Source organism: Collinsella sp. MSK.8.10 (genome assembly GCF_019041915.1).
Lineage (GTDB): Bacteria > Actinomycetota > Coriobacteriia > Coriobacteriales > Coriobacteriaceae > Collinsella.
The window spans coordinates 276,355-293,040 of record NZ_JAHPYF010000002.1; the positions used below are offsets into that span (position 1 = coordinate 276,355).

Sequence of the window (16,686 nt, forward strand, 5' to 3'; positions counted from 1 at the left end):
AAAGGTTGATCTTGCCAGCACCTGACGGGGTGCTGGTCTTATGCGAGTGAGTCGGTTACGACTACTTGGCGGCCTTACCCAGCTTGCGGCGGATGTGCTCGCCAACGTAGTGGATACCCTTGCCCTTGTAAGGCTCGGGAGGACGATGGCCGCGGATCTCAGCGGCGATCTGACCGACCTGCTGCTTGTTGATACCCTTGACGTTCACGTGGGTGTTGTCGGGAACCTCGAAGGTGATGCCCTCGGGAGCCTCGACGATCACGGGGTGCGAGAAGCCCAGGGAGAACTCGAGGTTCTTGCCCTTCTGCTGCACGCGGTAACCGACGCCGGCGAGCTCGAGCTTCTTCTCGAAGCCCTCGGAAACGCCAACAACCATGTTGTGGATGAGAGCGCGGGTGAGGCCGTGGCGGGCACGGGTCTCACGCTCGTCGTCGGGACGGGAAACGGTGAGGACGTTGTCCTCGACGTTGATAGCGAGCTTCTCAAAGACATCGAGCTCGAGCTGGCCCTTGGGGCCCTTGACGACAACGTTGTTGCCGTTGACTGCCACTTCGACTCCGGCGGGAATCTGGACAGGCTTATTACCGATACGAGACACGGTGATCTCCTTTCCTTCTACCTACCGAGCGAATTACCAGACGTAAGCGATGATCTCGCCGCCGACGTTGTGCTTGCGAGCATCGCGGTCGGTCATGACGCCATGGCTGGTGGAAATAATGGCGGTACCAAGGCCACCGCGGACGCGGGGCATGTCGGCAACGCCGGTGTACTTACGCAGGCCCGGCTTGGAAATGCGGCGGATGCCGTTGATGACCTTAGCCTTCTTGGGACCATACTTAAGCGTGATGTGCAGAGTCTTCTGGGGAACGGTGTCCTCGACATCGTAGCCCTCGATGTAGCCCTCCTCGTGCAGAACACGAGCGATCTCGACGAGCTTCTTGCTGCTCGGCATGGAGACCGTGGCCTTGTTCACAGAGTTAGCGTTACGGATGCGCGTAAGCATATCTGCGATCGGGTCTGTAAGGTTCATACAGATTCTCCTTCGTTCTTGATGAACACGTGCTCTTGGTTCTTCGCCGCCCTTAACGGCAAAGCCTAACTAGCGCGTTTTCCCTGTTCCAAACGGATGCTTGAAACGCTGGTAGTGACTTACCAGCTGGCCTTCTTAACGCCGGGAAGCTCGCCCTTGAGTGCAAGCTCACGGAAGCAGACACGGCACAGGCCGAACTTGCGGTACACAGAGTGCGGACGGCCGCAGCGCTGGCAGCGCGTGTACTCACGAGTAGAGAACTTCTGCTTGCGATTGCACTTGACGATCATCGATGTCTTAGCCACTTATATCCTCCTCACATAGAGTATTGTTCGCCCCAAGCGCCGCTCCCTTGTGGAAACGGCGCTTTTAGGGCAGGTGAACCTATTTCTTGAACGGGAAACCGAAGGCGTCCAGAAGGGCCTTGGCCTCCTCATCGGTGTTGGCGGTGGTCACGAAAGTGATGTCCATACCACGCTGGTGATCGACGGAATCGAAGTCGATCTCGGGGAAGATGAGCTGCTCGGTGACGCCCATGGAGAAGTTACCACGGCCGTCGAAGCTCTTGGCGGAGATGCCGCGGAAGTCGCGGATACGGGGGATCGCGACGGAGGTCAGACGATCGAAGAACTCCCACATACGGTCGCCACGCAGGGTAACCTTGCAGCCGATCGGCATACCAGCGCGCAGGCGGAAGGTAGCGATGGACTTACGGGCACGGGTGATCATCGGCTGCTGGCCGGTGATGGCGCGCAGGTCGCGCACGGCACCGTCGATGGCCTTGGAATCGGTAGCGGCCTCGCCGACACCCATGTTCACGACGATCTTCTCAAACTTGGGGATCATCATGACGTTCTCGTACTGGAACTTGTCCTGAAGCTGCTGCTTGACCTCGTTGTTGTACTTGGTCTTCAGACGCGGCACATACTTCTCTTCTGCCATTGTTCACTCCTTCTTGGGGTTTTAAGCACGGGGCGTGGCCACGGTGGGTTGTCCTCGTGCCTCCTGACTGCATCCGCACCGCTCATGGCATTTTGCGGTTTGGACTCGACGCAGCAGGAGCCGACAAAACAATCGGTACTATACGCGTATTGGGTGCGTATTTCCAGAAAAACCTCGTCTGCCTGCACAACTCCACAACTCCCCCGCACAAATGGATCCCAAAAAGCAGTTGCGGTGAAATAGGGACTGTTTGGCGGCCTAAACGGCTTAAACAGTCCGTATTTCACCGCAACTTATTGGTGGGGATGCGATTAGCGCTTGCGGGGGACGAGTTTGGTGCGGCGCAGGTGGATCATCTCGGCGGCGATGGAGATGGCGATCTCATCGGGGTCCTCGGCCTCGATGGCAACGCCGATCGGAAGGTGCAGCTCGTCGATCTGGTCCTGCGTAAAGCCTTCCTGCTCCAGGCGGGCACGCACAAAGGCCGTCTTGCGGCGCGAGCCCAGACAGCCCAGGTAGGCAGGCTTGGCGCGCATGGCCTGAATCACCACGTCGATATCGGACTTGTGACCCGCCGTGGCGACGACCACCAGGTCGCGCGAGCCGATGGGGCACAGCTCGCTCAGGTTCTTGTAATCGACCAAGCGACGATCGTAGACACCGGGCACCCAATCGGGGGTCAGCGTGCCGGGGCGGTCGTCGCACGCCACGACGGCAAAGCCCGCCGCCGTGAGCACCCGCGCCGTCGCGGCGCCCACGTGGCCGCAGCCAAAGATATAGGTCAGGCCCTCGGGGCAGAGCGTCTCGATGTGCGCGGGAGGAATCTCGGAGGCGGCGTTTGTATAGGTAACCTTACTCCCCTCCTCCACCAGCGAAAGCCCGGGGCAACCCGCAATGGTGCGGCGCGATTCCTCGCCATGGTATTCAGTAGCGTCGCTTTCGAGCGCGCTTGCGATAAACGGCTCAAAGTCGATGACGAAGTCGCCGATACGTCGATACGTCAAGACGTCGGCAATTTCCTGGAACAACTGTGCCTGGATCGCATCCAGATGCAGATAGCACAGGCAGATGGCTCCGCCGCAGATCATACCGGTATCGGAGTTCTCGCCGCCCATGGTGTAGCGGACCAGACGCGATTGCCCCGCGGCCAGCAGCTCTCGCGCCTCGTCCAGCGCAAAAAGCTCGATCTTGCCGCCGCCGATGGTGCCCGCCTGGCTACCGTCGGCAAAGACGGCCATCCAGGCGCCCACGCCGCGCGGCGACGACCCCGCCGTGCCGGCCACGACCACGAGCTCGCACGTCTCGCCAGCACGCAGGGCGACAAGCGCCGCATTCACAACATCGAGCTTTTCCATTGCCGCCTTCTATCCTCTAAAGATATCGGTGAGCATAGCGAGTGCCTCGAGCACGCCGCCGCCGACCGACGTCGCCTTGTCCGAAATGTAGTTGATATAGCTGGCATCGCCGCGCGGATCGACATCGGCGCATTTAAAGCCCTCGGTCACCTGCACGCCGTTCGCCAAAAGCCCGCGCAGACAGCCATCGATCTGCGTGCACATGGGCGAATCGCCCGCGTAGCCAATCACGTCTCCGGCGCTCACGATGTCGCCGATCGCGCGGTCGGACCGAAACACGCCGGCGGCGGGGCTGTGGATAACGCGCTCTCTGCCATAGCCAGCGATAATGCCCGGCACGCCCGTGTTGGGTTGGGGCGAACCCTGGGTAATGACACGGCCCAGGAAATGCCCGCGCATGGTTTCGACCACGGCGTCGCAGTCAACCGGCGCGGTAAAGCCCGGCCCCACGGCGATGACGGCAGGCGCCATGTCGCGCGTGGTACCCAGGTTGCGCTTAGCCAGAATCGCGTCGACCACGGCAGCGGGTTTCAGCTCGCCGAGCATCTTGGCCTGAGGGTCCACCACGACGGCAACATCCCCCGCTTGGGTAATCTCGAGCGCCTCTGCCGGCGTCTGCGCCAAGCGAGCGCGAATGCCCTCGACCTGGACCTCGCCCAGGCGAATAGCCTCGCAAAAACTGATTGTGCGGCGGATGCACGTGGGAACCGCGATATCGGCCATAACGACCGACACGCCGGCGCGCACCAAGCGAGCGGCGACACCCGTGGCGATATCGCCGGCGCCGCGAACATAAACGAGCATTCCCGGGGCACCTCCCTGTGCTACGGTTTGAGCAGAGCAAAAGCGGTTCGACCGCTACTCTGATGATTATTTATTATCACAGTATTATACGGCGGTGAACAGATGGAAACGGTTAGCGGCAATCTTGCCTCGGCGCTCAGGATCGAGCCGGGCATTACCGCGATTATCGGCAGCGGTGGCAAGTCGACCTTGCTGAAGGCGCTGGGTCTCGAGCTCATGCGCGCTGGCGGCAGGGTGCTCCTCTGCACCACCACGCGCATGTTCCCCGTCGCCGGCGTGCCATGGGACGGGTCGAGCCGTCGCCTGGACGCCGCGCCTTGGAAGCCAGGTGCCCCACACGCCCCAGGCTGCACCTGCGAGGCCTGCGCGGGGCTTGTGCGGGGAAGCATCTGCCAGGCAGGCGTCTTGGACCCCCAGACGGGCAAGCTCTCCTCCCCTGCCGAGCCGCTCGACCAGCTGGCGCAGCGCTTTGACTACGTCCTGGCCGAGGCGGACGGCAGCAAGCGGCTCCCGCTCAAGGCGCACGCCCCGTGGGAGCCGGTCGTTCCCGCCGGCACGGCCAACGTCATCTGGCTCGTCGGAGCCTCGGGACTCAGCAAGCCCATCAACGAAGCCGTCCACCGCCCTGAGCTCTTTTGCGAGCGTTGCGGCTGCGAGCTCACCGACATCGCCACGCCCGAGCGCGTCGCCCAGGTGCTCAATTCCGAGATGCAGGCGCTTAAACTCAGCACCGCACGCGTCATGCTCAACCAAGTCGACACGCTCAGCGACCCCACGATGGCCGACCGCTTCGAGGCAGCCCTCGGCCGCCCCCTCATCGCCACCAGCCTCAAGTAGCCGGCCCCATCTCGTCAGTTGCGGTGAAATACGGACTGTTTGGCCGTATGACGGCCGCAAACAGTCCGTATTTCACCGCAACTGCGGAGGGGACATGGCATCTTTGCTGCTAGCGAGGCACGTAGCGACCGGGCTGGGCTCCGGTGGGCTCGCCATCGCGCGCCACCAGCACGCCGTTCACAAACACGGCCTTGGCGCGGCCATGTGCCTCAAAGCCCTCGAGCGGCGTGTAGTCCACGGCCTGATGCTGTGTCGCGGCGCTGATCGTCCAACGCGCGCACGGATCCCACACGCACACGTCGGCATCGGAGCCCTCGGCAAGACAGCCCTTGCGCGGATACATGCCAAACACGCGCGCCGGGTTCTCGCTCATCAAACGGCACAGATCCTCGGGACCCAGCTGTCCCTCAAAGCTCGTAGCGATCGCGACGGGGCGATGCTCCACACCGGGCCCGCCGTTGGGAATCGCGCGGAAGTCGTCGCGCCCGCGGTCCTTTTGCCCGTGCAGGTTAAAGCTGCAATGATCGGTCGCAATAGTATCGATCTCGCCGTCCACAAGCGCCTCGCGCAGGGCTGCACGGTCGCCGGCATGGCGCAGCGGCGGGCTCATCACGTACTTGGCACCCGCAAAGCCGTCCTCGCCCTGCTCCAAGTAGCAAGTATCGTCGAGCATCAGATACTGAGGGCAGGTCTCGACATAGATGTTCTTCTGCCCGCGCGCTTTGGCAGCGCGAATGGCCTCGAGCCCCAGCCTGGTCGAAAGGTGCACCACGTTGACCGGAGCGTCCCCGGCCAAGTGCGCCAGATACAGCAGACGGCTCACGGCCTCGGCCTCGCACACATCCGGACGGCTGAGCGCATGGCCCTCGGGCCCGTGGATGCCCTGCTCAAACACGCGCTTCTGCAGCTCATTCACCAGCGTACCGTTCTCGCAATGCACGCACAGTATGCCGCCAATACGCTTGAGCTCCTCGAGCACCTCGAGCGTCTCGGCATCGTCCAGGCGCAGATGATCGTAGGCAAAGTAGGTCTTGAACGACGATACGCCCGCCTCGCGCATGGCCGAAAGATCGGCGCGGTTGCGCTCGTTCCACTCGGCGAGGGCCATATGAAAAGCGTAGTTTGCCGTGCAGGTGCCGTCGGCGCGGTGGTGCCACTCGGCAAGGGCATCGGGCATGGTCACGCCGCGGTCGGCCGTGGCGTAGTCCACGATGGTCGTGGTGCCACCGCAGGCAGCCGCGCGCGTGCCGGTCTCAAAGCTATCGGCTGTCCAATCCATGCCGGTCCAGCACTGCATGTGCGTGTGGCCGTCGATAAAGCCCGGGAACACCCAACAGTCTGTGGCGTCCTGGACGGTATCGTCCTCGCCCGGCTCAATCGCCGCGGCAATCCGCACAATCTTGTCGCCCTCCATGGCAAGATCGGCGCGGCGAAGCCCCCGAGGCGTCACGAGCGCGCCGTTTTTGATGATGATCATAATTGCTCCTTATTGATTGATGCAGTTGGCCACGCGATCAAAATACGAGCAGGCGGCGATATGCTCCGTTATGCGTTGCTGTCCCTTGGCGGTATCGACGTCCCACAGCTCGTAGGCACGCGCCTCGACCAGCACCACGTCGGTACGGTCCTTGAGGATCGAACCGCCGCCGTCCTTGCCCTCAAGACACATGAGTGCATCGAACAGTTCCGCCGGAAAGAGCACCGGGCTCGAAGGCTCACCGTTGCACGCAAGACGCACCGGATGCTTGCGGCCACACTCGTCAAATGCACGAACCATAGCCTCAAAAGAATCCGAACTCACGAGCGGCTGGTCGCCCGGCAAAAAGAGGCAACCTTTCCAGTTGCGTTCGACTCCCCACGAAAGGCCCGCACGGACGCTTTCGCTGCGCAGCTCGCCATCGTGCAGCACGCACGGGCAATGCTTGTCCTCGCAAATCTGGGCGACCTCGGGCCAACGCGTCGAAACCACGACGTCAAAGCCCCGGGGAACCGAATCGATGGTCCGGGCAATCAGCGGCTCGCCATAGATATCGGCAAGCATCTTGTTAGAGCCAAACCGCTTGCCCTCGCCCGAAGCCATAATGACGCATCCAAGTTTCATGGTGATACCTCCCCTGAAACCATCGTACCCATAACTCGCGCCGCGGGCATCCACATCGAAAGCGCTTATCCCGCACGCCCACGATGCAAAAAGGGGGCACCCCGCCGGTTGGCAGAGCGCCCCCTTTACATGGCTTACCTCAGCCCGGCTTTAGGCCTGGAGCCAACGGGCGGTGTTACGCTCGTCGAGGGCCTTGAGGGTAGCGGCGGGATCGGCAACCTTCTGCAGGAACATCATGGCAGCGATGGCGTACGGCTTGTAGCTGGCCTCCTTGTACATGCCCACGCGGTGCATGTCGAAGACGTCGGCGTTAACCTCGCCGTGCTCGCAGGAGACACCGGAGATGTCGGCGGGCAGCGGGTGCATAAAGATGGTGTCCTGGCCGTTGGCGGTCTTCTCCATGAGCTCGGTCGTGGAGCACCAATCCTGATGCGTAGCGTTCTGGGCGAGCAGTTCCTTCTCGAGCGCTGCGATGCCGGCGTCGTCGCCCTCGGCGTACAGGTTGGTGCGCTTCTCCATGGCGGCAAACGGAGCCCAGCTCTTGGGGATCACGATGTCGGCGCCCTCGAAGGCCTCGGCCATGGTGTTGACCTGCTTAAAGGTGGTGCCGGACTCGGCGGCGTAGCCCTTGGCGCGCTCGACGACCTCGGGCATGAGGTCGTAGCCCTCGGGGTGGGCCAGGGTGACGTCCATGCCAAAGCGGGGCAGCAGGCTGATCAGCGACTGCGGGCAGGACAGCGGCTTGCCGTAAGAGGGCGAATAGGCCCAGGTGACGGCAACCTTCTTGCCCTTGAGGTTCTCGAGGCCGCCAAACTCGTTGATGAGGTAGAGCATGTCGGCAGAGGACTGCGTGGGGTGGTCGGAATCGGACTGCAGGGAGATGAGCGTGGGACGGTGATCCAGAACGCCGTCCTCGTAGGCCTGCTGCACGGACTCGGAGACCTCGGCCATGTAGGCGTCGCCCTTGCCGATGTACATGTCGTCGCGGATGCCGATGACGTCGGCCATGAAGGAGATCATGGTAGCGGTCTCGCGGACGGTCTCGCCGTGGGCGATCTGGGACTTCTTCTCGTCCAGGTCCTGCAGCTCAAGGCCGAGCAGGTTGGCGGCCTTAGAGAAGGAGAAGCGCGTACGGGTGGAGTTGTCGCGGAACAGGGAGACGGCCAGGCCCGAGTCGAAAATCTTGGACGAAACGTTGTTCTCGCGCAGCTCGCGCAGGGCGTCGGCGACGATGTAGAGAGCCTTGAGCTCATCGGTGGTCTTGTCCCAGGTGTGCAGGAAATCGCTGCCGTACATACCCTTAAAATCGAGGCCGTTCAGTTGCTCGACGAGCTCGGTAAACTTAGCGTCCATGGAAATGTCCTTTCTAAAGATGAAACGATCGCAATGAGTAGATGTGTTCCGGCATGCGCGTGTGGCTAGAACATGCAGAGCACCATGACGAGGACCCGCCACCGTTGAGGAAGCATGGGAGATAACGACCGCGGGCCCCAAGTCAACAGGGGGTGCCGGGGACACGAGCGGCCCCCGGCTCAACAAAATCGAGGAATGGGACTAATCGATCTTGTTGTTGGTCAGACCGGCGCGGAACACGGTGGCATCGCCATCGGCCTGGCTCGGATCGTAGAGGTTCAGGGCAGCCACGTACATGGCGGCAGCGGTGACCAGGTCGTCCTTGTAGGTGACCTCGTTGGGAGCGTGAGCCTGAGACTCGGCACCCGGGCCAAAGCCCACGCAGGGGATGCCGTAGCGGCCCTGGATGGAAACGCAGTTCGTGGAGAAGGTCCACTTGTCGCACAGCGGGCGACCGGTGCGCTTGTCCATGCTGGGCTCGCAGCCGATGCGCTCGTCACCAAACATGGCCTTGTGGGCGTCGACGAGGGCCTTGACGTGCGGAGCGGTCTCCTTGTTGATCCACGTGGGGAAGTAAGCCTCGGTCTCGTAGACCTCGCCGGTCCAGGACGGACGGTCGTACATGTACATGGAGACCTTCACGTCGTCGCCGTACTTCTTGGCGGCCGGCAGGTTGCGGATCTCGTCCAGGCAGGACTCCCAGGTCTCACCGGCGGTCATGCGACGGTCGATGGAGATGGCGCAGGAGTCAGCGACAGCGCAGCGACTGGGACTGGTGTAGAAGATCTGGCTGACGGTGCAGGTGCCGCGGCCCAGGAAGCGGGCATCCTCGAAGTGCTCGGGGTTGTACTTGGGGTCGAGCATCTTGACGAGACCCTTGATGTCGGTCGACTCGTCGCAGCCGTTGTTGTTGAGAGCGCGGACGTCGGCGATGATGTCGGCCATCTTGTAGATGGCGTTGTCGCCGCGGTCGGGAGCGGAGCCGTGGCAGGAGGTGCCGTGAACGTCGACGCGGATCTCCATGCGGCCGCGGTGACCGCGATAGATGCCGCCGTCGGTGGGCTCGGTGGAAATGACGAACTCGGGCTTAATGCCGTCCTTGTTGTAGATGTACTGCCAGCACATGCCGTCGCAGTCCTCTTCCTGGACGGTGCCGACGACCATGATCTTGTAACCCTCGGGGATGAGGCCCATGTCCTTCATCATCTTGGCAGCGTAGGTAGCGGAAGCCATGCCGCCCTCCTGGTCAGAGCCGCCGCGGCCGTAGATGATCTCGTCGGTCTCGTAGCCCTCATAGGGATCGGCGTCCCAGTTCTCAATGTTGCCGATGCCGACGGTGTCGATGTGGGAGTCGATGGCGATGATCTTGTCGCCCTCGCCCATAAAGCCCATGACGTTGCCCAGGCCGTCGACCTTGACCTCGTCATAGCCAAGGCTCTCCATCTCGGCCTTGATGCAGGCAACAACCTCACCCTCCTCGCAGGACTCAGAGGGATGGCTAATCATTGCGCGAAGAAAACGCGTCATATCAGCACGGTGGGACTCAGCAGCAGCCTTGATAGCGTCGAAATCGAGTTCTTTAGCCATTGTTCATAACCTTTCAAACGAAGGAATCTACCTGTGAGGTGGCGGAGCGATACCTATTTACTCCGCCCCAACGATTAGCAAGTGGGATATTCGCCTTCCCAAACAATGCGGCGATACTGGTCGGGATCGGTGTCGCCCTCGGTGGAGAAGCAGAGCACGGAGCTCGTCTTGTCCAGGCCGATGAGCTCCTTGAGCTCGGCGTACTCGGGATCGAGCATGAGGGTCTCGACCAGGCCGGTGGTCACAGCGCCGGACTCGCCGGAGATGACGCGCGGGTCGCCCTTCTCGGGAGCGCCCAGGGTGCGCATGCCGCGAGCGGTGACCCAGTCGGGGCAGGACACGAAGGCGGTGGTGTGGTTGCGCAGGATATCCCAGCCCAGGATGTTGGGTTCGCCGCAGCACAGGCCGGCCATGATGGAGGGCATGTCGCCGTCCACGATGCGCGGATCGCCGTCGCCGGCGGCAGCGCCCTTGTACAGGCAGGCGGCAGGCGCGCACTCAACCACGACGAAGGTGGGCGGGTTATCGGGATACAGGTTGGTGAAGTAGCCCACCACGGCGCCGGCGAGCGAACCCACGCCAGCCTGGACAAACACGTGCGTCGGGCGGTTGATGGCCATCTCGCGCAGCTGCTCGGCAGCCTCGGAAGCCATGGTGCCGTAACCCTCCATGATCCAGGACGGGATCTTCTCGTAGCCCTCCCAGGCGGTGTCCTGAACGATGACGCCGCGCTCGCAGGCGTCGGCCTCGGCGGCGGCCATGCGCACGCACTCGTCGTAGTTGACCTCTTCAATGGTCACCGTGGCGCCCTCGGCGGCAATGTTATCGAAGCGGGGTTTGGTGGAACCCTTGGGCATGTGCACGACAGCCTTCTGGCCCAGCTTGTTGGCAGCCCATGCCACGCCGCGGCCATGGTTGCCGTCGGTGGCGGTAAAGAAGGTAGCCTGGCCAAAGTCCTCGGCCAGCTGATCGGAGGTCAGGTAATCGAAGGTGCAGTCGGCAACGTCCTTGCCGGTCTCGTCGGCAATGTAGTTGGCCATGGCAAACGAGCCGCCCAGGACCTTAAAGGCGTTGAGGCCAAAGCGATAGCTCTCGTCCTTAACGCACAGGTTGGACAGGCCCAGGCGCGCGGCCTGGCCGTCCAGGCGGGCAAGCGGAGTGACGGTGTACTGAGGGAACGACTGGTGGAAGGCACGGGCCTTCTTCACGTGGTCGAGACTCATGATTCCCAAGTGCTTGTCATCGCTCTTGGGCATCGTGTTGCCCGCCCACTGGATCTTATCGGCCATACGGTGAACTCCTTAAGTCCTCTCTTGCCGGCCCCCGCATACGCGTTTCAGCCCGATCCCATTCACACGGCTGAACTTTTATGTGGATGCCAAACAAAAAGTTTGTTAGTAATGTTCTATCACACTTTTTGATTGGTATACCTAACGAATTGTTTGTTGCCGCAATCGGTACTTTTTCGCCGCCGAACGGTCATGAATTGCCTTGTTGATGGATTTGTTTGCGGTCATGTGTGGTTTATGGCACAGTGAGCCCAAACTAATTTTTAGGAAGGCACCTATGACCCCCGCACAGATTGAGTTTTATAAGCGCCTTGCACACGGCCTGGCGCTCCAATTTGGCCCCAACTGCGAAATCGTCGTCCACGATCTGGAGACCGATGACGTGGACCACTCCATCGTAGTGATTGAAAACGGCCACGTCAGCGGGCGCAAACTGGGTGACGGCCCCAGCCATATCGTGTTTGAGTCCATGCACGAGGGCGCCACCGATGTACACGACCGCGAGCCGTACCTCACTAAAACCACCGACGGTAAGCTGCTCAAATCGTCGACGATCTTTATCCGCAACGACGAGGGCAAGCCCGTCGGCATTTTGGGCATCAACTTTGACATTACGCTTATGAAGGCTTTTGAGCGTTCGCTCGACGCCTTTACCGGCACCGGCGGCACGGGCTATACCGAGCCCGAGCCCATTACCAAGAACATCGGCGACCTGCTCGAGGACCTGCTGCACGAGTGCGAGCAGTTTGTGGGCAAGCCCGCGGCACTCATGACCAAAGACGAGCGCATTCGTGCCATTGGCTACCTCGACCGTCGCGGCGCCTTCCTCATTTCCAAGTCGAGCGAGCGCGCCTGCGAGTTCTTTGGCATCTCCAAGTACAGCTTCTATAGCTACCTCAATGAGGCCAAGGCGGCGGCCGGCGACAAGTAGGCACTCGCCTGGATTGCCCCTCCCCTTTTGGGCGCGAGTTCTGGAAAGCACGAATCCAAGACCGAGCCGCTTGGGAAGTTCCATATAATCGATGTCATTAGTATTTCGAAAGGATGGAACAGAATGGCGTTGAGCAAGGCATCATGCACCGGTCGCGGATTGATTCCGGCAATTGGTGGACATGTGCACCGCATGTTCGATGAGAGTGAAGACGACCTGTTTTCGCTGAGCCTTGACGACGTGATGGATGATCGCCCGTGGACCGCCGACGAACTCATGGGCGGCGGGGCTCGCCCGTCAAGTCCCAATCCCGCACTTGCGCCTAAGCCCGCATCTGCGCCGACGCCCGCGCCTACGCCCGCACCCACTTCGGCGCCCACGACCGCTCCCCGCCCCGCAAGCGACCCGTCCGAGACGGCGGCATTTCTCGCTGCGGCGACGCAGGGCAAATCGGCCGACAGCACCGTTATGTACAACGCCCAGCAGTTGCCCGTTCCTGCGGCACGCAAGCCTCCGGTCACAAGGCTCGATGAGCCCGTTGCCCATCAGGTTGCCTACGATTCCTGGGCTGCAACCGATCTGGATGAGACCTCTACCGGCATGCCGGCGCTCGACGTTCCAGTTAACCCGCTTTTTGCCGCCAACACGAGCGCCGCGGACTATGAGGGCGGTGCGGCATATTCCGATTATTCCGATGGCTATGCTGGCAACGGTCGCATCGAGACCGAGAACTATGGCACCGCATCGAGCGATTATCTCAACGATCCGTACGCCGCCACGCCTGCACCGGAATATGACCCGGAGGCCGCGTCCGCGCCGGCGTATACCAAAAGCACGGGCGAAGAGCGCTTTGCCGATTATTACGCCGAGGAAAAGGCGCTGCGTTTCTCGGAATTTCCGCAGGCAGTCAAGGTTGCCTTTATCGCCATTATCATTGCCCTGCTCGGTGTCATTGCGTTTGAGGGGTTCCAGCTGTTCCGCGGCCCCACCCAAGCGGAGTCGGAGACCCAGCAAAAAGAGAACGATAACCAGTACCTGGACATCAACACCCTCAAGGGCGACCCCAACGACGGAGACGACGAGTAGCGAGAGCTGAAGGCGGCCGCAGGATCCCGCATCCAGCACCGGCTTCTAAGTGCTGTTTTGTCATCCAGCTACACTTTTCCGAAGTTTTAAGGTGCCTATTTCGACACTTTTCCGGATTTTATACTCTGTCCCTCCAGATGCGCTTTACGGTGCAGGCGTTGGAAGAAAGGCCATGTGCCGTTGGCGGCCCACATGTTCTGCAGATCAAGCTGCTCGGAGACGGCTCGCGCGAGCCGTCCAGCTGGAAGCTTTTTGCCGACGGTGCGTGCGTTGCGGACGGATCCGGCGCCTTTGCCCGCGAGTGCTTCTGCGAGGGCGCCGAGGTGTTCCTGGACCTGTGTCGCGACGCCGTGCACGCGGCCGAGCTGCACCAGTGGAGCCAGAGGGAGTACGAGCTGCTGAGCGCGGCGCGCGGGATTGCGGGGGTGTAGGTGGGCAGATAAGCCATCGGCAATTCCGAGATGGCAAGGGCCGGGAATTAGATTCCCGGCCTTTAACCTAGCACTGCTTTATAAGATCGAGCACCGCGGGAATGTCATCGGCATTACGAAGAGCAACATAGGTCGGTAGGCCTGGGCCAAATCCACCCTGCGTACGTTTGTCCTGGCACATGTCCTCTGGATCAATTAGGTCATCCACGCTCTTTGCCAGGCCGACGGCAATCCAGCCACCGTTGCTGGTCCTACCTTCTAACACGGCATGCAGTTTTCGCTTGCCCGACCTGAAGCCTACATAGTACTTGGCTATGTAGGACTCCCACGAAGGGTTACCACTCAGAACGGACTCGCGCACCTCATCGAAAAGCTTCTGGTTGAGCCCACCTTCGGCAAAGGTGGGGTGGTTCTCATGCAGAGTCCAGACAGGAGCCTCGTCAGGCTCCCCACGAGAAGGACGGTACTTGTCGACGACGTCTGCCGGAAGGTCGGGATACTTCCATATCTCGCACGCTTCTTTCGCCAGCTCGTCCGCGCGCTGCCCAATCTCTTCCTCACCCCATTTTTCATGCGAGACAATCGATTTGTTTAGGTAGAGCGGGCTGCACTTAAATCCGACGTCAGGCAGATTGAGCTTGTCCGAGAACGACCGGTTTGAGTACTCCTGGTTGTAGCCCGTCAGCGTAAGATTTCCCAAGTTGTTGCACAGCCTGTCGTGGACGTCTTCCCAGTTCTCACCAAGCGATTCCTTCCAGCCGTGCTCATCATCAATCGTCTGGGGCATGATGTGCTCGATCTGGTAATCGTCGGCTGAGATGGACTCCTTCGGGTGGTGCCAGTTCTCCATGCGTTCCAGGTAATAGCGCTTTTTAGAGAAGCGGTTGTAGCAGTCACGCGCCTTAAACTCCTCGACAAAATGCTCGTCTGTCGGAAAGTATGCGGTCATACCGCTGCTGTGGATAAGGAGCATCGCCGTAACGTACTCCTCGATATCGTCCTGCTGCTCGAGATTGCGATACATGCCGGCAAAGAAATTATTTAGGCCCGTGGTAAGTCTGCCGCAAACCGCTCGCCTGAACAGAAACGACTCGATAGTCTCGCAGATACGTAAAAACGCATTGCGGTCTAGTCCATTCCCCTCGTAAACCGAATAAAGCAACATTAAGAGGGGCCTTATCTGCTTCACGTCGAGGCTTACGATTCTGCCGAACACTCGGCGCAGTCCGTCGTCCTTCTCCTTACCAAGGAACAGACTGGCGTATCTATGTGCATACCCGCGCAGCTCCTTAAGCAGGCCCTCGGTGTCACCATCGTAGTCGTCGGCGAAATAGCGCTTAAACTCGTAGTAGGCCTCGTTCTCCTTCGGCATCCTATTGGGAACTTTAAGCCACAGCCAGTACCAGATAAATGCATTGAACTCGTCCTCGCCGCCTTTTCCGAACAAGCACTCGAGTGGATGCCAATAACCCTCATAAAGCTTGGTCTGTTCGTCGTTGGGAAGCGACATTAGAACGTAGTTACGGATGAGGTCAATGGGCGTGAGCGGCTTGCCCTTGGAGTTCATGGACTCAAATATGAGCTGGGCATTATCAACGCCAGCGGTGAGCTTAGTGTCGATGACCTGCACGCGGTTTAGCCCCGCCCAAAGCCTTGCCGGGTCAAATGATTTACCACGCATCTTCTCGCGGAAGAACGCATGGTTCTCGACAATCCGATCCGATTTTTCATCTGGCACGGGAGCCCCAGACACGATGGAGAACAGCGTCTCTTTATCGTCCTGCGAGAGCACCAGCTTGTAGCGTGCCAGACCGTTGTAGTCGTCATCGTTAAAGAGGTAATTTTTCCTCAGCGCCGAGATTTTGAGGTCGCCAAGGAAGCCAGCCTTGTCGGGGTTGCTCTCCAAATAGTCAGCCAAAGCTGCAATCATCAACGAAAACGTCGTCATGCGCTGCTGTCCGTCAATCAGAAGCACGCGCGAAATGCTCGTGGCAGAGCTCTCGGACTCGGGGATATAAAGCATTGACCCCACGAAGTGCGATACGCCATCACGACCCGCTCGCATGACGTCATCCCAAAGCACCTCGCACTCTTTTACACTCCACGAGTAAACTCGCTGGTACACGGGAATGACAAACTGCATCTTCGCCACGCCCATAAGGTCGAGCAGATTCGCCTCGGTTGCTTTCATTTACGCTTGTCCCCTTTCTTGTTTACGCCGCTTGCGGTCAGTCCCCCACTGAACGAAAGACGCTAAAGACCAGAGCATCGAAGCGCTGGAGCAACCGGGATGCTCGTCTCACTAGATTTTACAACGCTTGTCGCGAATACAGTTGAAAGCCAATCCGGTTCCGATGGCTCCCCCTATGAGAAGAAGGTGGATGCCAAGGGTCGCGTGACTAGCGATAAGTGCATCGCGAACGAAGTGCCGTTTGAGGAGCTGCCCGAGGGGTGGGCTTGGGCAAGGCTGGAAACCGTATATAACTTCATTGATTACAGGGGTAAAACACCTCACAAATCACCTTCAGGTGTTCGACTAATGACTGCGAGCAACATTCGCCAAGGCTATATTGATTACACACGCGAGGAGTATATTTCAGAAGACGAATATGCAACACGCTTGTCTCGCGGAGAGACCCACCGTGGCGATTTGCTGTTTACAACCGAAGCCCCGATGGGGTATTGCGCGATATGCGAAATGAAACGTTGCAGCTGTGGACAGCGTGTCATTACCCTTCAGAATTACGGCACAGTTGGTCCAGACAATGCCCTGTTCTGCCAAATAATTCTATCTCCACTGTTCCAAATTCAAGTTAAGGATCATGCCACGGGGACGACCGCAAAAGGAATCAAAGCAGCAGTGCTAAAAGAGCTATTTCTTCCGATTCCGCCTCTCGCCGAGCAGCGCCGCATCGTCGAGCGGGTGAACGAGCTCATGCC

17 protein-coding genes are annotated in these 16,686 nt (G+C 60.2%); 5 read left to right on the forward strand and 12 right to left on the reverse strand.

The window, feature by feature from the left end; genetic code table 11:
* Positions 1-61: 61 nt before the first annotated feature.
* The 6 genes from rplF to yqeB all read right to left on the reverse strand — a co-directional run bounded on the left by rplF (position 62) and on the right by yqeB (position 4,131).
* Positions 62-598 carry a 50S ribosomal protein L6 gene (gene rplF, locus KTF55_RS04260; RefSeq protein WP_006235263.1) on the reverse strand — a complete coding sequence of 179 codons (537 nt, stop codon included), beginning with the start codon at positions 596-598 and terminating at the stop codon, positions 62-64.
* 33 nt (positions 599-631) lie between these two features.
* A complete protein-coding gene (gene rpsH, locus KTF55_RS04265) occupies positions 632-1,030 on the reverse strand; it encodes a 30S ribosomal protein S8 (protein WP_006235262.1) in 399 nt (132 codons plus the stop codon).
* A 119-nt stretch (positions 1,031-1,149) separates the two neighbouring features.
* Positions 1,150-1,335 (reverse strand): type Z 30S ribosomal protein S14, encoded by a 186-nt coding sequence (locus KTF55_RS04270; RefSeq protein WP_022094280.1) that lies wholly within the window; start codon positions 1,333-1,335, stop codon positions 1,150-1,152.
* Between the two features lie 79 nt (positions 1,336-1,414).
* Complete coding sequence (gene rplE / locus KTF55_RS04275; protein ID WP_006235260.1) at positions 1,415-1,972, reverse strand: 50S ribosomal protein L5; 558 nt, start codon at positions 1,970-1,972, stop codon at positions 1,415-1,417.
* A 311-nt stretch (positions 1,973-2,283) separates the two neighbouring features.
* Positions 2,284-3,327: an XdhC family protein gene (locus KTF55_RS04280; RefSeq protein ID WP_217108047.1), complete on the reverse strand. Its 1,044-nt coding sequence runs from the start codon at positions 3,325-3,327 to the stop codon at positions 2,284-2,286.
* 9 nt (positions 3,328-3,336) lie between these two features.
* Positions 3,337-4,131 (reverse strand): selenium-dependent molybdenum cofactor biosynthesis protein YqeB, encoded by a 795-nt coding sequence (yqeB, locus tag KTF55_RS04285; RefSeq protein ID WP_217108048.1) that lies wholly within the window; start codon positions 4,129-4,131, stop codon positions 3,337-3,339.
* Between the two features lie 102 nt (positions 4,132-4,233).
* On the opposite strand from yqeB, the gene yqeC reads away from it, so the two are divergent.
* Complete coding sequence (gene yqeC / locus KTF55_RS04290; RefSeq protein ID WP_217108049.1) at positions 4,234-4,968, forward strand: selenium cofactor biosynthesis protein YqeC; 735 nt, start codon at positions 4,234-4,236, stop codon at positions 4,966-4,968.
* A 109-nt stretch (positions 4,969-5,077) separates the two neighbouring features.
* Here the strand turns inward: yqeC and hydA are convergent, their stop codons facing one another.
* The 5 genes from hydA to dpaL form a co-directional block, all read right to left on the reverse strand.
* Entirely contained in the window at positions 5,078-6,445 is a 1,368-nt protein-coding gene (gene hydA, locus KTF55_RS04295; protein WP_217108050.1) for a dihydropyrimidinase, read from the reverse strand.
* Positions 6,446-6,454: 9 nt separating this feature from the next.
* A complete protein-coding gene (locus tag KTF55_RS04300) occupies positions 6,455-7,069 on the reverse strand; it encodes a nucleotidyltransferase family protein (RefSeq protein ID WP_217108051.1) in 615 nt (204 codons plus the stop codon).
* Positions 7,070-7,219: 150 nt separating this feature from the next.
* Positions 7,220-8,422 carry a knotted carbamoyltransferase YgeW gene (gene ygeW / locus KTF55_RS04305; RefSeq protein ID WP_055287465.1) on the reverse strand — a complete coding sequence of 401 codons (1,203 nt, stop codon included), beginning with the start codon at positions 8,420-8,422 and terminating at the stop codon, positions 7,220-7,222.
* 201 nt (positions 8,423-8,623) lie between these two features.
* Positions 8,624-10,009, reverse strand: coding sequence for a YgeY family selenium metabolism-linked hydrolase (locus KTF55_RS04310; protein ID WP_055252228.1), 1,386 nt, complete (start codon positions 10,007-10,009; stop codon positions 8,624-8,626).
* A gap of 74 nt (positions 10,010-10,083) precedes the next feature.
* Positions 10,084-11,298, reverse strand: coding sequence for a diaminopropionate ammonia-lyase (gene dpaL, locus KTF55_RS04315; RefSeq protein WP_117583046.1), 1,215 nt, complete (start codon positions 11,296-11,298; stop codon positions 10,084-10,086).
* Positions 11,299-11,575: 277 nt separating this feature from the next.
* Here dpaL and KTF55_RS04320 point away from each other — a divergent pair, with 277 nt between their 5' ends.
* From KTF55_RS04320 to KTF55_RS04330, 3 genes are all read left to right on the forward strand, one after another.
* On the forward strand, positions 11,576-12,229 hold the full coding sequence (locus KTF55_RS04320) for a transcriptional regulator (RefSeq protein ID WP_040359230.1): 654 nt from the start codon (positions 11,576-11,578) through the stop codon (positions 12,227-12,229).
* Positions 12,230-12,352: 123 nt separating this feature from the next.
* Positions 12,353-13,315, forward strand: coding sequence for a hypothetical protein (locus KTF55_RS04325; protein WP_161156949.1), 963 nt, complete (start codon positions 12,353-12,355; stop codon positions 13,313-13,315).
* Between the two features lie 158 nt (positions 13,316-13,473).
* A complete protein-coding gene (locus KTF55_RS04330) occupies positions 13,474-13,746 on the forward strand; it encodes a hypothetical protein (RefSeq protein WP_217108052.1) in 273 nt (90 codons plus the stop codon).
* Positions 13,747-13,813: 67 nt separating this feature from the next.
* Here KTF55_RS04330 and KTF55_RS04335 read toward each other — a convergent pair whose 3' ends face one another.
* Positions 13,814-15,937 (reverse strand): DUF262 and DUF1524 domain-containing protein, encoded by a 2,124-nt coding sequence (locus KTF55_RS04335; RefSeq protein WP_006235248.1) that lies wholly within the window; start codon positions 15,935-15,937, stop codon positions 13,814-13,816.
* Positions 15,938-16,036: 99 nt separating this feature from the next.
* Between KTF55_RS04335 and KTF55_RS04340 the strand changes: the two genes are divergently transcribed.
* On the forward strand, positions 16,037-16,686 hold a 650-nt coding region (locus KTF55_RS04340), incomplete at its 3' end, for a restriction endonuclease subunit S (RefSeq protein WP_217108053.1).

What these genes read in the sequence shown, in the direction of transcription:
- rpsH (WP_006235262.1), bottom strand. Translation starts at nt 1,030, where the DNA reads ATGAACCTTACAGACCCGATCGCAGATATGCTTACGCGCATCCGTAAC.
- rplE (WP_006235260.1), bottom strand. Translation starts at nt 1,972, where the DNA reads ATGGCAGAAGAGAAGTATGTGCCGCGTCTGAAGACCAAGTACAACAAC.
- KTF55_RS04280 (WP_217108047.1), bottom strand. Translation starts at nt 3,327, where the DNA reads ATGGAAAAGCTCGATGTTGTGAATGCGGCGCTTGTCGCCCTGCGTGCT.
- yqeB (WP_217108048.1), bottom strand. Translation starts at nt 4,131, where the DNA reads ATGCTCGTTTATGTTCGCGGCGCCGGCGATATCGCCACGGGTGTCGCC.
- yqeC (WP_217108049.1), top strand. Translation starts at nt 4,234, where the DNA reads ATGGAAACGGTTAGCGGCAATCTTGCCTCGGCGCTCAGGATCGAGCCG.
- hydA (WP_217108050.1), bottom strand. Translation starts at nt 6,445, where the DNA reads ATGATCATCATCAAAAACGGCGCGCTCGTGACGCCTCGGGGGCTTCGC.
- KTF55_RS04300 (WP_217108051.1), bottom strand. Translation starts at nt 7,069, where the DNA reads ATGAAACTTGGATGCGTCATTATGGCTTCGGGCGAGGGCAAGCGGTTT.
- ygeW (WP_055287465.1), bottom strand. Translation starts at nt 8,422, where the DNA reads ATGGACGCTAAGTTTACCGAGCTCGTCGAGCAACTGAACGGCCTCGAT.
- KTF55_RS04310 (WP_055252228.1), bottom strand. Translation starts at nt 10,009, where the DNA reads ATGGCTAAAGAACTCGATTTCGACGCTATCAAGGCTGCTGCTGAGTCC.
- dpaL (WP_117583046.1), bottom strand. Translation starts at nt 11,298, where the DNA reads ATGGCCGATAAGATCCAGTGGGCGGGCAACACGATGCCCAAGAGCGAT.
- KTF55_RS04320 (WP_040359230.1), top strand. Translation starts at nt 11,576, where the DNA reads ATGACCCCCGCACAGATTGAGTTTTATAAGCGCCTTGCACACGGCCTG.
- KTF55_RS04325 (WP_161156949.1), top strand. Translation starts at nt 12,353, where the DNA reads ATGGCGTTGAGCAAGGCATCATGCACCGGTCGCGGATTGATTCCGGCA.
- KTF55_RS04335 (WP_006235248.1), bottom strand. Translation starts at nt 15,937, where the DNA reads ATGAAAGCAACCGAGGCGAATCTGCTCGACCTTATGGGCGTGGCGAAG.